The sequence below is a fragment of the Actinomycetospora callitridis genome (assembly GCF_028737265.1).
Classification (GTDB): Bacteria; Actinomycetota; Actinomycetes; order Mycobacteriales; family Pseudonocardiaceae; genus Actinomycetospora; species Actinomycetospora callitridis.
This window is the reverse complement of record NZ_JAQZAK010000008.1, coordinates 192,459-206,681: the sequence shown is the minus strand read 5'-3', so window position 1 is coordinate 206,681 and position 14,223 is coordinate 192,459. Positions and strand designations below refer to the sequence as shown.

11 protein-coding genes are annotated in these 14,223 nt (G+C 74.0%); 5 read left to right on the top strand and 6 right to left on the bottom strand.

Annotation, left to right across the window (positions count from 1 at the left end):
- Positions 1 to 45: 45 nt before the first annotated feature.
- Positions 46 to 3,435 (top strand): arabinosyltransferase domain-containing protein, encoded by a 3,390-nt coding sequence (locus PH191_RS22930; protein ID WP_274196946.1) that lies wholly within the window; start codon positions 46 to 48, stop codon positions 3,433 to 3,435.
- 22 nt (positions 3,436 to 3,457) lie between these two features.
- Here PH191_RS22930 and PH191_RS22925 read toward each other — a convergent pair whose 3' ends face one another.
- Complete coding sequence (locus PH191_RS22925; protein WP_274196945.1) at positions 3,458 to 4,162, bottom strand: class I SAM-dependent methyltransferase; 705 nt, start codon at positions 4,160 to 4,162, stop codon at positions 3,458 to 3,460.
- The gene (locus PH191_RS22920) at positions 4,159 to 5,454 is read right to left on the bottom strand and encodes a lipopolysaccharide biosynthesis protein (protein ID WP_274196944.1); all 1,296 of its coding nucleotides are present in this window, start codon (positions 5,452 to 5,454) and stop codon (positions 4,159 to 4,161) included. Before PH191_RS22920 ends, PH191_RS22925 begins: the two co-directional genes overlap by 4 nt.
- 158 nt (positions 5,455 to 5,612) lie before the next feature.
- Between PH191_RS22920 and PH191_RS22915 the strand changes: the two genes are divergently transcribed.
- A complete protein-coding gene (locus tag PH191_RS22915) occupies positions 5,613 to 8,819 on the top strand; it encodes an arabinosyltransferase domain-containing protein (RefSeq protein WP_274196943.1) in 3,207 nt (1,068 codons plus the stop codon).
- Here the strand turns inward: PH191_RS22915 and PH191_RS22910 are convergent, their stop codons facing one another.
- Complete coding sequence (locus PH191_RS22910) at positions 8,820 to 10,775, bottom strand: aconitate hydratase (RefSeq protein WP_274196942.1); 1,956 nt, start codon at positions 10,773 to 10,775, stop codon at positions 8,820 to 8,822. It lies immediately after the preceding gene.
- Between the two features lie 93 nt (positions 10,776 to 10,868).
- Positions 10,869 to 11,129 (bottom strand): hypothetical protein, encoded by a 261-nt coding sequence (locus PH191_RS22905; protein ID WP_274196941.1) that lies wholly within the window; start codon positions 11,127 to 11,129, stop codon positions 10,869 to 10,871.
- 149 nt (positions 11,130 to 11,278) lie between these two features.
- Here PH191_RS22905 and PH191_RS22900 point away from each other — a divergent pair, with 149 nt between their 5' ends.
- The 3 genes from PH191_RS22900 (at position 11,279) to PH191_RS22890 (ending at position 12,274) form a co-directional block, all read left to right on the top strand.
- Positions 11,279 to 11,527, top strand: a complete 249-nt coding sequence (locus PH191_RS22900) for a hypothetical protein (protein ID WP_274187261.1) — start codon at positions 11,279 to 11,281, stop codon at positions 11,525 to 11,527.
- 120 nt (positions 11,528 to 11,647) lie between these two features.
- Positions 11,648 to 11,800, top strand: a complete 153-nt coding sequence (locus PH191_RS22895; RefSeq protein WP_274187262.1) for a hypothetical protein — start codon at positions 11,648 to 11,650, stop codon at positions 11,798 to 11,800.
- Between the two features lie 78 nt (positions 11,801 to 11,878).
- Entirely contained in the window at positions 11,879 to 12,274 is a 396-nt protein-coding gene (locus PH191_RS22890; RefSeq protein ID WP_274196940.1) for a DUF2267 domain-containing protein, read from the top strand.
- On the opposite strand, the gene rfbA is transcribed toward PH191_RS22890, so the two are convergent.
- Together rfbA and rfbB are read right to left on the bottom strand one after the other, a co-directional pair.
- On the bottom strand, positions 12,271 to 13,164 hold the full coding sequence (gene rfbA, locus PH191_RS22885) for a glucose-1-phosphate thymidylyltransferase RfbA (RefSeq protein ID WP_274196939.1): 894 nt from the start codon (positions 13,162 to 13,164) through the stop codon (positions 12,271 to 12,273). The genes PH191_RS22890 and rfbA overlap by 4 nt on opposite strands.
- Positions 13,161 to 14,174 carry a dTDP-glucose 4,6-dehydratase gene (gene rfbB / locus PH191_RS22880; RefSeq protein ID WP_274196938.1) on the bottom strand — a complete coding sequence of 338 codons (1,014 nt, stop codon included), beginning with the start codon at positions 14,172 to 14,174 and terminating at the stop codon, positions 13,161 to 13,163. Before rfbB ends, rfbA begins: the two co-directional genes overlap by 4 nt.
- Positions 14,175 to 14,223 lie beyond the last annotated feature (49 nt).

Genomic DNA, 14,223 nt, shown 5'->3' with positions numbered 1-14,223 from the left:
GTTGCTACCGTGCGTCATCCACCGACCGACTCGGGAGCCCGCCCGGTGACCGCCACCTCGCGGCCCTCGTCCCCCGCCGACGAGAGCCGCACCGACGAGGGACCCGCTCCCGACGGGGCCGACGTGCAGGGTGGTTGGCGGGCGCGCCGGCCCTCGTGGCCCGCGGTCGCCACCGTCGCCGGGATCCTCGCGCTCGTGTGCGCGGCGCTGCTGCCGCTGCTCCCGGTGAGCGTCTCCCAGCCGGAGGTCAGCTGGCCGCTCGACCCCGCGGACCCCCGGCCGACCGCCCTGCAGCTGACGACCCAGCGTCCCCTCGCGCTCGACGTCCGGGCCGGCTGCGACGCGATCCGGGCGGCGGGGTCCGCCGGGACGGGCCGCGCGCTCGGCGAGACCGGCGACGGCCTCCTGCTCGCGACACTCCCCCCGGTCTCCCCTGCGGCCGAGGTCGGGCTGCTCGCCATCGTGCGCGACGACCGGCTCAGCGTCGTGTCCCGCGGGATCCCGCTCGTGGAGGGGCCCCTCCCGCCGGGACCCTGCGCGGTCGCGATCACCGGCGACCTCACCGGCATGACGGTCACGCTCGACGGCCGGCCCGTCGGCCGGGCGGGACCCGAGGCCGTCCCCGACGTCGACGCGCTCGTGACCTCGGTGCCACCCCGGCCGGGCGGCACCGGGCTCGGCGTCCGGCTCACCGTCGACGACCAGTTCTCGACGTCCCCGACGTTCCTCAAGACCCTCGTGACCGCCCTGCTGCTCGTGGCCGTCGGCGTGGTGCTCGCCGCGCTCCGCGAGCGCGACCGGGCCGTGCGCGCCGCGCGCTGGGAGCCCGCCGGCTGGACGGGGTCGTGGCGGGAACGCCTGACCCGCCCGGTCGGGCGGCTCCTCGAGGGACCCCTCCGGTGGCGCGGGCCGCGCCCGCGGGTGGTCGACGCGGTGGTGCCGGCCCTGCTGGTGCTGTGGACCTTCATCGGCCCGATGAGCGACGACGACGGCTACTACGCCGCCATGGCTGGGAACGTGCCGTACACCGGCTACGTCGCGAACTACTACCAGCTCTACAACCAGGGCTTCACCCCGTTCACGTGGATCTACTACGTGCTCTCGTGGTGGCAGGGCGTCGCGGGCCTGAGCCCGGTCGTCCAGCGTGTCCCCGCCCTGCTGCTCGGGCTCCTGAGCTGGGTCCTGCTGCGCGCCTACGTGGCCCGCGCGCTGCCCGCGGGCACGGGACGCGGGCGGGCGATCGCCCTGCACGCGGTCGTGGCGGTCGCGTTCGTCGCCTGGTGGCTGCCCTACGACGTCGGGGTGCGCGCCGAGGCCGTCGTGGCCACGAGCGTGATCGCGAGCCTGCTGTGCCTCCGGGTCGCCCTCGAGCGCGACCGCTGGTTCCTCGCGGGGCTCGCCGTCGGCGTCGCGTCCTTCGGCGCCACGGCCGCGCCGACCGGCTTCGTCGCCCTCGCGCCCCTGCTCGCCCTGCTGCCCGCGGTGTGGCGGCGGCTCGCCGAGGTGGGCTCGCTGCCCCGCCGGGTCGCGACGGTGGTCGCCCTCGCCTCGCCCGGGGCGCTCGTCAGCGTGCTCGCGTTCGCCGACGGGTCGCTGCGCGACTTCGTCCGCGCCCAGCAGATCTTCCTCGGGATGCAGGCGCAGGAGACTTGGTACTCGGAGATCGTCCGGTGGAGCTTCCTGCTCGACGACGGCGGCCCGATGGGGAACTACGCCAAGCGGTACCCCGTCCTGCTCGGCGTGCTCGCGCTGGGCTGCCTGCTCGCCCTCGTGGCGCTCGCGCGCGGGCGCGGCCTGCGTCTGCCCCCGCGGTTCGCGGCGGCCGGGTGGACCCTGCTGCTGGGCTTCGCCCTCCTGTGGCTGACCCCCAGCAAGTGGACCCACCACTTCGGCACGCTCGCCACCGTCGGCCCGGCGGTGATCGCGCTCGTCGTCGTCGGCGCGCCGGTGCTGCTGCGCGACGCCCGGCCGCCGGAGGGACCGGAGGACCCGGATGCCCCCGACCGGTCCCCGTGGCGACCGCCGTTGCCGGTGATGGTCGGCGTCGGCCTGTTCGTGGTGGTCCTCGCCGCCCTCGCCGGCCACGGCGACCACAACTGGCCCTACTCCTGGATGCTCGGCCTGCCCGACGCGTTCCAGGTGCCCCGCGTCGCGTTCTTCTCCTTCGACCAGCCCGTGTGGTGGCTGCTCGGCGGGGTGGTCCTGACGGCCGCGACCCTGCTCGTGGTCCGGTGGCGGGCGCCCTCATGGCGGCCCGTGGCCCCGGTGATCGCGGTGTCGCTCACCGCGGCCGCGGTGCTGCTGGTGTCCACGACGTACCTCGTCGGCAGCTTCGTGCTCGCCACCGCCCGCACCGCCGACGGGTACTCGCCGTGGGCCGACGCGGTGCGCGACCCGCTCGCGACCGACTGCGGCGCGGCCCGTCAGATCGAGGTCCTCGACCCGGCGACGGCCCTTCCGCTCGCTCCGGTGCCCTTCCTGTTCGCGCCGCCGCCGGGCGGCACGTCGGTGTTCGTGCCGGGCGGCTGGTTCCCGTCGAGCCCGCCGCCGGCCACCGGTGCCGAGGCCTGGGGCAGCTTCGTGCCGCCCACGTCCGGGCCCGGGATCTCCGCGGGCTCGGACGGCACCGTGGGCGGCTTCTCCACACCCTGGTACGCGATCCCGGCCGACCGGCCCGGCGCGGCGATGACCACCTCGGTGTCGGGACGCACGGGCGACGGCAACACACTGCGGGTCGAGTACGGCCGGGAGCTCGGCGGCGCCGTGGTCCCGATCGGGGGCCAGGCCCTGGACGTCGACACCGAGGGCGACTCCGTGGACTCGACGATCTGGCGCTCGCAGCTCCTCGAGGACGCGAACGGGCCGCCGACGGGCGCCACGGTGCTCCGGCTCGTCGCGGAGGACACCTCGGTCGCCCCCGGCGGCTGGCTCGCGGTGAGCGCGCCGACCGTCCAGCGCTGGACCACGCTCGCGGACTACAGCAGGCCCGGCGAGGCCTCGGCCGTGAGCTGGCAGTACTCGTTCCTGTTCCCCTGCCAGCGCAAGCCGGTGCAGGCGCTCGGGATCAACGAGCCGGCCACGCTGGGCGTCGTGTGGGGCGACCGTCCCCTGGCCTACCGCTTCGACGGCATCTGGCAGACGGGCCGCGGCGGCCTGTTCGCCCAGAGCCTGCGCGACTCCGAGGTCACCGAGCTGACCACCCGGCTGCGTCCCGCCCCCGACGGGGCGTCGGGCCAGGTCTACCGGCTCGACCCCCTGGTGCCGCTCGCGCCGTCCTACCGCGTCGACCCGCGCCGCGAGGTCGTGTCCGGGTGGAGCCCGGCGCCGAACACCACGATGTCGGTGCCGCTCGACGAGCAGGAGGCCGCCGCCGACGGGCCCGCGGCCGACGAGCCCGGCGCGGTGCCGCCGCCCGCGGACGCCGCGGGCGGCTGAGCCGCCGGACCGATCGGGCCGGTCAGTCGTCCGCGGGCCGGCGGATCACGAACACCGACGACTCCCCGGATCCCGCCGGGAGCACGAGGCGCCCGGACAGGAACTGCGCGAACGCGGGCACGGCGTAGCGGGCCGCGTCGAGCAGCTTCGGCAGCCGGCCGTAGGGCACGTCCCAGAGCCCGTCGGTGCCCTCACGCTCCACCACGAAACCGTGGTCGGTGAGGAACTCCCGCCACCGGGCGTGCGGCTTGAGGTTGATGTGGGTGGGGTCGGCGAAGCCCATCCACGCCTGACCCGCCAGGCGCCGGCCGCGACCGGCCGGGTCGGGCATGACGACGAGGGCGTACCCCCCGGGGCGCAGGATGCGCCGCCACGTCCGGAGCGTCTCCGACGCCACCTCGTCGTCGAGGTGCTCGAGGACGTGGATCGCGGTCAGCGCACCGAAGGCGCCGTCGGCGAGCTCGGCGACGTCGGTGGTGACGGTGGCTCCTGGCGCGTTCGCGCGGGCGGTGCGCGCCGAGTACTCGGAGATCTCGAAGCCCGCCGCCGGGCCGAGCGCGGAGAGCCGTCGCACGAGGTGCCCGGTGCCGCAGCCGAAGTCGAGGTACGGGCCGCCGGCGGTGTAGCGGCGCACGAGACGGGTGTACCAGCGCAGCGCGGGACGATCGTCGGCCTGGCCGTTGGCCTGGTAGTACTGCTCGTCGTACTCGGTGCTCTCGGCGCTCACGCCTCGTTCCTCTCCTCGGCAGGACGGCGGCGCGAGGCCGCCAGGATCAGGGCACTGACCACTGCGCCCACCGCGCTGCCGACCCCGAACGCGACCTCTCCGGAGAGGATCACGCCCGGGACCAGCCAGAACGTGACGCCTGCGGCCAGGAGGCCCGCGGTCCAGCTCAGCGCGACGTCGCGGTGGCGACCCCGGGCGACGTGGACCTGGGTGACGACGACGAGCCCGATGTGGGCGAGCACCCCGCAGAGGATGATCGCGAGGTCCAGGCCGCCGATCGTGTAGTCGGCTCCGAAGACGAGCGACACCACCCAGGGGCCCACGAAGAAGGCCAGCGGGACGCCGATCGCCGCCACGGCGCCGAGCAGGGCGACGCCCTTCACGAGCAGGACCACCACCTCGCGCCTGCGGTCCGCGGCGATCAGGCGGGTCAGCGTGGGGACGACGGCCGACTGCAGGGGCACGACCATCGACAACGGTGCCTTGGCCAGGGTGAACGCGGCCACGAACACGCCGGCCGCGGCCTCGTTGGCCTCGCCGGCCTCGGCCACCACAAGCACCGGCAGCCCGTTGAGCAGAAGCTGCGCGCACACCGAGCCGACCAGCAGCGGCATCGCGGCGCGGGTCAGCCCGCGCACCGAGGGCCGGTCGGCGGGGGTCCCCGGAGACAACGGCCGCCCCCACGCCACGGCCCGCCGCCACGCCGCGGGCAGCTGCGGCAGGTGCGCGAGCACGATCGCGGCCACGAGCGCCCAGCAGAACGCCGCCGCGTCGGCACCGCCCACGATGAAGACGCCGACGGCGAAGCCGAGCCGGAGGACCGCGTCGAGCACCATGACGGCCGCGTGGCGCACGAGGCGGTCGGTGCCGATCAGGGTGCCGCGCACGAGGAACTGGCCCGCGGAGACGACGCACAGCGCCCCGAGGGCGAGCAGGACGGACACGTCGCCGTCCAGCGACCGCCAGATGATCGGCAGCGCCCCGACGAGCACCACGAGGGCGATCCCGGCGAGCACCGCGGCGGCGCCGCTCGCGGCCCGCAGGAGCGCCTGGCGGTCGCCGGGCAAGGGCAGGCGTCGCGCGAGCTCCTGCTCGAGCGGCAGGAAGGCCCCGAAGCCGACGACGAGGGCGAGTGCCCAGAACGACCCGAACGTCGCGTACTCGGCGGGAGGGAGCGCACGCGCCACGACCGCGAGATAGACGTTGACGATCAGGCCGGAGACCAGGACGCCGAGACCGGCCGCACCGACCAGCCTCCGGGCGCCCACCCGGCCGGGCGTCTGGTCGCCCACGGCGAGCGACTCCTCACTCGGTGCTGTGATGCCCGGCAGCGTATCCCGCGACCCCGCCCTCCCCGTGCGCCACCCGCCGGGCCCACCCCTCGATTCGCCCGGCCGGGCGCCGGGTTAACGTGCCGACCTCGGGCACGATCCAGGAGGAGCGGCGGCTGGTGAGCACGGAGGCCCCGCCCGAGGTGTACGCCGAGGCCGACGACGTCGCCGACCGGCCGGGACCGCGCTCCGCGCGCCCGTGGTCCTCGGTGATCGCCGTCGTCGCGGGTCTCGTGGCCCTCGTCGGCGCCGTCCTGCTGCCGATCGCCCCCGTCTCGATGAGCGTCCCCGAGGTCCGCTGGCCGGCCGATCCCCGGGACCCGGCGCCGACGATGCTCATGCTCACCGCCTACGAGCCGGTCGACATCGAGGCCCGCTTCAGCTGCCGGGCCGCCCGGGCCGCGGCGGCGACGCCCGACAGGGTCGTCCTGTCCACCATGGGTCCGACGTCGCCGGACGCCGACGCGGAGGCGCTGACCGTGCGCGCGCGCGACGGCGGGGTGACCGTCCGCAGCGGCGGCGAGGACCTCTACGCGGGCCCGCTGCCCGCGGGGGACTGCCGCATCGTCGTCGGTGGCGACGCCGCGGCGATGCACGTCGTCGTCGACGGCGTGACCGTCTCGACCACCCCCAGCCGCATGCCCGAGCCCGACCCGGACGTGCTGCCGGAGTCGGAGCCGGACCTCGCCCCGATCGCCGCGCTGCCCGAGGTGGACGCGCTGCGGACCTCGCTGCCGGCGCTCCCGGACGCCACCCCCGACGACCTCTCGGTCCGGATGACGGTCGACGACGTCTTCGACCACTCCCCCGCGCCCCTCAAGTGGGCGCTCATCGGGACGATCCTCGCGGCACTGGCGGTCGGCGCGGTCGCGGTGACCGTCACGGCCGTCCGGCGCCCCCGGGCCGACTCGCGCCCGGCGGAGACGGGGGCCGTCGCCCGGTGGCTCTCACGCGTGCGACACCTGCGCCCACGGGTGGTGGACGCCCTGGTGCCGGCGACCCTGCTCGCCTGGCTGTTCCTCGCGCCACTGACCGACGACGACGGCTACTACAGCGCGATGGCGGCGAACGTGCCGTTCTCCGGGTACGTGCCGAACTACTACCAGCTCGACAACCAGGGCTTCACGCCCTTCTCCTGGCCGTACTACGCCCTCTCGTGGTGGCAGGAGACCTTCGGGGTGGCGCCGACGGTGCTGCGCATCCCCGCCCTCGTCCTCGGGCTCGGGACGTGGTTCCTGGTCCGGTCGTTCGTCGCCCGCACCCGTCTGCTCGGGGAGGGCACGCGGCAGGGGCGGTGGGCCCACGCGGCGGCGCGGCTCGCGGCGGCCGCGGCGTTCCTGGCCTGGTGGCTGCCCTACGACATGGGCGTCCGTCCGGAGCCCGTCGTCGCCTTCTTCGCGGTGGCGACGCTGGTCGCCGTCGTCGAGGGGATCGAGCGGCGCCGGCCGGCGCTGGTGGGACTCGCGGTGGGGATCGGCTCCGCCGGCCTCATGGCCGCACCGACCGGGTTCGTCGCGCTCGCGCCGCTGGTGGCGGCGGCCCCGGTCGTGTGGCGCTGGTTCCGCCGCGGGCCCGGTGGCTGGTGGGCGACGGCGGGCCGGTGGGTGGTGGTGCTCGCCCCCGCCGCGGTGGGGAGCCTGCTCGGGTTCGGCGACGGCGCCTACCGCGACTTCGTCCGCTCCCAAGAGATCTTCGCGCCCATCCAGCGGGCCGGGACCTGGTACCAGGAGATCACCCGCTACGGGGCGCTGCTCACCACCGAGTCGCACTTCGGGTCCTACGCCCGCCGGGCCGCCGTCCTGGTGTGCCTGCTCATGCTCGTGTGGTTCCTCGTCCTGGTCGTGGCGGCCCGGGCCCGGGACCTCGTCGTGCCCTTCCGGCTCCCGTTCGCCGGGTGGACCGCGATCCTCGCCTTCGTCCTGCTCCTGCCCACCCCCAGCGCCCCGACACACCACTTCGGCGCCCTGGCCGGGCTCGGGGCGGTGTTCCTGGCCCTGGTCCTCGTCGACGGCCCCCATCTCCTCGCGCGGCTCGACCGGGAGCGGCCGGTCCCGCAGGCGACGCTGGCGGCCGCGGCGCTCTCGGCGGTGCTCGTGTTCGCCCTCGCCGGGCACGGCCGGGACATGTGGCCCTACGACCGGGGCCTCGGGATGCCGGCCTACGGCGACTTCCCCTCGGTGCGGGGCATCGAGTTCGACCAGCCGCTCTGGTGGGCCCTCGCGCTCGCGGTGGTCGCCGTCGCCGTGGCCGCCGTCGCCGCGCGCTGGGCACCGGGGTGGCGACGGCTCGCACTCGGCGTGGCGACACCCGTGCTGGCCGTCGTCTTCCTGCTCACGTTCACCGTCTGGATGGTCGGCGACTTCGCCCGCGCGGCGGTCCTGACGTCGTCGACGTGGTCACCCCAGGTCGACGCCTGGAACGACCCTGGCGCGACCCGGTCCGGGATGGCCCATCAGATCGACGTCCTGGACCCCGGGAGGGCCCGGGCCCTCCCGCCCGCCACACCCCCCACCACGGCGGCCGATACCGAGGCCTTCGTCCCCGGCGCCTACCTCCCCACCAGCCCGCCCCCTCCGGGCCTGGCGCCGGACGTGCCGGTGTTCGGCAGCTTCCTGGTCCCCGCGCCGGGCGCGAACGCGGACTCGCGCCGCGGCACGTTCACCACGGACTGGTACCGGCTCCCGCCATCGTCGCCGGACGCCGGACTGGCCGTCTCCGTGTCCGGACGTCTCGGCGACGGCGTCTCGCTGCGCGCCGAGTACGGGCGGGCGGACCCCTCGGGGTTCGTCCCGGTGGGCGGCCGGCTGATCGGCGACCCGGACAGCTCCGTCGAGTGGCGCACCGTGCCCCTCGTCGACGAGGCCGCCCCGCCGCCGGGCGCGGAGGTCGTCCGGCTGGTGGCGGTCGACGACAGCACCACCACCGGCGGCTGGCTCGCGTTCACCGGCCCGACGGTGCGGCGCTGGGTCCCGCTACCCGAGTTCCTCCCGGCCGACCGCGCCGTCGGGGTCGCCTGGCAGATGAAGTCGCTCTTCCCCGGCGTGCGCCAGCCGCGCCAGCAGGCGGGCGTCACCGAGCCCGCGTCCGCCGCGATCGCCTACGGCGACACGCCCCGGGACGCGCTGGCGGACTGGACGTTCGAGCCCGAGCGGGGCGGCCTGCTGGGCCACACCCACCGCGAGGCCGACGTCACCCGGCTCACCACGCGCTTCCGCGACGCCGGCGACGAGGTCGACGACCTGTGGGTCCTCGACTACCGCCAGCCCTACCCGTCGGACGGTTACGAGCTCATCCGGCGGCGGGAGACCGTCTCCGGCCTGCCCTGATCAGCTCTCCTCACCCTCCGCGAGCTGCCGGATCAGCCCGCCCGCGAGCACCATGGCCACCTGCCGGTCCGAGAGCTGGTGACGGAAGGTGTACTCGGTCCCGTCCACCCGGCCGGTCACCTCGTGCCCCTGCTGCAGCTGCTCGTGCACGTTCTCGAACGACAGGGTGGCGCCCTGGTCGATCTTCGGGCGCTCGCCCTCGTCACCGAACTCGAGCGCGAGGATCCCGAAGTTGGCCAGGTTCTGCCAGTGGATGCGGGCGAAGGACTCGGCGATCACCACCCGCAGGCCGAGGTAGCGCGGGCAGATCGCGGCGTGCTCGCGGGACGACCCCTGGCCGTAGTTGGCGCCGCCGACGATCGCGTGGCCGGTCGAGTCCTTGATCTCCTCGGCGTTCGCCGGGTAGTCGGGGTCGATCCGGATGAAGGCGAACTGCGCGAGCTTCGGGATGTTCGAGCGGAAGGGCAGGGCCTCCGCGCCGGCCGGGGAGATGTCGTCGGTGGAGATGTCGTCGCCGACCGCGAGGAGCACCGGCACCTCGAAGGAGTCGGGGAACCGGTCGAACTCCGGCAGCCCGGAGATGTTCGGGCCCTTGACCAGCTCCTCGTTCTTCGCCTCCTCCTCCGGCGGCGGCTCCTCGAGCATGTCGGGGATGACGGTGGGCTCGGGGAGGTCCAGGTCGCCCCACGTGAGGCCGAGCTCCTCGGCGAGCTCGCGGGGGTCGGTGATCTCGCCACGCAGCGCGCTGGCCGCCGCGGTCTCCGGCGAGCACAGCCAGACCTGGTCGTCCTTGCCGGCGCCCGAGCGCCCGGGGAAGTTGCGGGGGAAGGTCCGCAGGGAGTTCGTGCCGGGGGCGGGGGCCTGGCCCATCCCGATGCAGCCCATGCAGCCGGACTGGTGGATGCGGGCGCCGGCCGCGATCAACGAGGTCGTGCCGCCCCAGCGGGTGAGGTCGACGAGGATCGGCCGCGACGTCGGGTTCACGTCGAAGCTGACGCCGTGGTGGGTCTGGCGGCCGTCGACCATGCGGGCGGCGACGGCGAAGTCCCGCAGCCCCGGGTTCGCGGACGACCCGATGACCACCTGCCCGACCGGCGTCCCGGCCACCTCGCGCACGGGGACGACGTTGGCCGGCGACGACGGCTGGGCGATGAGCGGCTCGAGCTCCGAGAGGTCGATCGACTCGGTGACGTCGTACTCGGTGCCCTCCTCGGGGAGCAGCTCGGTGAAGTCGTGCTCGCGCTTCTCGCCCGCGAGGAAGCGACGCACCTCGTCATCGGCCGGGAAGACCGTGGTGGTCGCCCCGAGCTCGGCGCCCATGTTGGCGATGACGTGGCGGTCCATCGCCGTGAGCGTCGCCAGCGCGGGCCCGTGGTACTCGATGATCCGGTTGGTGCCGCCCTTGGTGCCGTGCCGGCGGAGCATCTCGAGGACGACGTCCTTCGCCGAGCACCACGGGGGCAGCTCGCCGGTGAGCTCGACGCCCCAGATCTCGGGCATCCGGATGGTCAGCGGCTTCCCGGTGATCGCCAGCGCCACCTCGAGCCCGCCGACGCCGATGGCGAGCATCCCGAGCGAGCCGCAGGCCGGCGTGTGCGAGTCGGAGCCGATCATCGTCTTGCCCGGCGCGCCGAAGCGCTGCATGTGCGTCGGGTGCGAGACGCCGTTGCCGGGCTGGGAGTACCAGAGCCCGAAGCGCCGGGCGGCCGAGCGCAGGTAGGCGTGGTCCTCGGCGTTCTTCTCGTCGGCCTGGAGCAGGTTGTGGTCGACGTACTGCACGGACACCTCGGTCCGGACGCGTTCGAGTCCCAGCGACTCCAGTTCCTGCATCACGAGCGTCCCCGTCGCGTCCTGCGTCAGGGTCTGGTCGATGCGCAGGGCGATCTCCTCGCCGGGCGTCATCTCCCCGTCGACGAGATGGGACGCGATGAGCTGGTGGGCGACTCCGTGGGGCATGCGGAACTCCCGAGGGGCGGCGGCGGTGGCCCCTCGGGTACCCGATCAGCGCGAGGACGCTGCATCGGGTGGGCGACGTGTGTGGGCTCGGTGTCAGGCGGGCTTGGCGGCCGCCTTCGTCACGTAGTCCTCGACGACCTGGCGGGCCTCGTAGATCGTGCGCGCGGTGCCCCAGGCATTCGGGTCGAGCCTGTTGTGCACCCAGCCGCCGGGAATCTGTCGCGTCCCGAGGCTCAGGTGCCCGACCTCCCGCTGCCACAGAATCTCGGACTGGAATCCGCGCGGGTCGTCCCAGGACCAGGAATAGCCGTAGTCCTCCTGCTCCTCGAAGACCTCGACGCCATCGATCTCCATGACACGCCCTCCCCGTCGGGACCCACGGCGGGGTCTCCCGATCTAGGATCGGTGGCCGCCGTGGTCCTCACGCGTGGCACTCGGAGCATTTTCGATGTGGCGTCCGGCGCAATTCATCGCGGCCGAACGGATCGAGGTGGAGGACGAACGTGACCGTTTACGTGTCGGTGCCGCAGATTCCCCTGACGCTGAAATTCGAGGAGGACCTCGGCGCGGTCGTCGCGCGGTTCACGGAGATCATCAACGAGGGCGAGGTGCACCGCTACGCGTTCGCCGACAACCAGGTCGTCCTGGTCAACTACGGCGTCATCGCGTCGGTGACGTTCTCCGAGGGTCCCCGCACCCTCGAGGTGTCCGAGCTGAACCGCGGTCTCGCCGCCCGACTCGACGACGCGTGAGCCGTCCAGGTCCGTGACCTGCGCTCATCAGAGCACCGGCGTGTCCCGTCCGAATGAACGTGACTGCCGCCCGTCGCACTGGTAGTGACGGATGTTGCTCTGGTGACTACGGTGTGCAGCATGCAACGGGTGTTGGGGCTGCTCGCATTGGCCCTCGTGCTGTTCTGGATCATCGACTCGCCCGCGACCGCGGCGGCGACGGTCACCAGCATCCTGACCATCCTCGCCGGCTTCGCCGAGTCCATCGTGGACTTCTTCCGGGCTCTCTTCTAGGCCGTCCCGCCGCGACGTGTGCGCGGCTCCGGGTGCTGGGCACCCGCCTCGTGACGACACCGTCACGAGAGGAGAACGATGCAGGAGCACGAGTTCGTGTCCGCGGTCAAGGAGAGCCTGGACCTGCCGGACAACCGCAGCGCCGAGCGGGCCGTGAAGGCCACGCTGACCGTTCTCGGTCAGCGCCTCGAGGGTGGTGAGGCCAAGGACCTGGCCTCCCAGCTCCCCGGCTCCCTGGCCGACGCGCTGCCGAACGAGGGCGGCGGCGAGCGCTTCGACGTCGACACCTTCTACCAGCGGATCGCCGAGCAGGAGGGCGAGGGCGTCACCGTCGCGCAGGCCCGGCAGCACGCCCGCGCGATCGCCAAGGGGCTCGAGACCGCCCTGACCGACGGCGAGTGGAACAACTTCACCAGCCAGCTGCCGAACGACTTCCAGGACTTCCTCGGCACGGAGCCCGTGCAGAAGCACTAGGGAGCGACGGCTCCGGCGCGGCGCGCGACGTCCATGACGTAGGCGCCGTAGCCGGAGCTGGCCTGACGCTCGCCGAGGAGATGCGCCTGGTCGGGGGTGATCCAGCCCTTGGCCAGCGCGATCTCCTCCAGACACGCGAAGCGCACGCCCTGGCGGTGCTCGAGGACCTGGACGTACAGGCTGGCCTCGATGAGCGACTCGTGGGTGCCCGTGTCGAGCCAGGCGAAGCCACGGCCGAGGTCGATCAGGCGGGCGTCGCCCCGGGCGACGTAGGCCTGGTTGACGTCGGTGATCTCCAGCTCGCCCCGCCCCGACGGGGTCAGGGTGCGGGCGATGTCGAGGACGTCGTTGTCGTAGAAGTACAGGCCCGTGATGGCCCGGTTGCTCCGCGGCGCCGCGGGCTTCTCCTCGATCGAGAGCAGCCGGCCGGTCTCGTCGGCCTCCCCCACGCCGTAGCGGCCGGGGTCGCGCACCGGGTAGCCGAACAGCACGCAGCCCTTCTCCGCCTCCAGGCGGGCGACCTGGTCGGCCAGGACCGTCGCGAAGCCCTGGCCGTGGAAGATGTTGTCGCCCAGCACCAGGGCGGCGGTGTCGTCGCCGACGTGGTCGGCGCCGATGAGGAACGCCTCGGCGAGCCCGTTCGGGGCGGCCTGCTCGGCGTAGTCGAAGCGCACCCCGAGCTCGCTGCCGTCGCCGAGCAGCCGGCGGAACGCGGGCAGGTCCACCGGGGTGGAGATCACGAGGATGTCGCGGATCCCGGCCAGCAGGAGCACCGAGATCGGGTAGTAGATCATCGGCTTGTCGTAGACCGGCAGCAGCTGCTTGGACACCGCCCGGGTCACCGGGTGCAGCCGCGAGCCGGAGCCGCCCGCGAGCACGATCCCCTTCACGAGCGGCCCCAGTCCGCGCCGGCGCCCTCGACCACGGGCGCCCGGCCGAGCAGCGGGCGCCACCAGGACTCGTGGGTCCGGTACCAGTCGACGGTCGTCGCGATGCCCTCGTCCCACCTGACCCGCGGCGCCCATCCCAGCTCCGAGCGCAACTTGCTGGAGTCGAGCAGGTAGCGGCGGTCGTGGCTGGGCCGGTCGGGGACGATCGTCTTCAGTTCCGGCCCGGCGCCCAGAGCGCCGAGCACCGCGTCGGCGATGCCCTCGACGTCGACCTCGTGCCCGGAGCCGACGTTGTAGGTCTCCCCGACCCGGCCGTGGTGGACCACGGCGTCGATCGCCGCGGCGTGGTCGTCGACGTGCAGCCACTCCCGGCGGTTCTTCGTCGACGCGTACAGCGGCAGCGGCTCACCGGCCAGCGCCCGCGTGGTGAACAGCGGGACCACCTTCTCCGGGAACTGGAAGGGCCCGTAGTTGTTGGCGCAGTTGGTGATGCTGATCGGGACGTCGTAGGTCAGCCCGTAGGCCCGCACCACGTGGTCGCCGCCCGCCTTCGCCGCGTTGTAGGGCGTCCGCGGCCGGTACGGCGATTCCTCGGTGAACGACTCGTCGACGTCCAGGGGCAGGTCGCCGTAGACCTCGCAGGTGGAGATGTGGTGGAACCGGCCCACCCCGACCCGGCGGACCGCCTCGAGCAGGCCCTGGGTGCCCATCACGTTGGTGGCGAAGAAGTCCCCGGGACGCAGGATCGCCAGGCTGTTGTGCGACTCCGCGGCGAGGTTGACCACCACGTCCACCCCGTACGCCCGCAGCAGGTGCTCGACGAGCTCGGTGTTCGCGATCGAGCCGTGCACGAACTCGACGCCGTCGAGGCCCTCGACGTTCTCGCGCACCCCGGCGTAGGTCAGCGCGTCCAGCGCCACCACACGGTCCCCGGGGTGCTCGCGACGCCAGTACCGCACGACGTTCGAGCCGATGAACCCGGCGGCGCCGGTCACGAGCACGGTCGCCACCGGTGGCCTCCCCTGGTCGTCCCGCGCGCCCGTCGCACCGGGCTGGTCG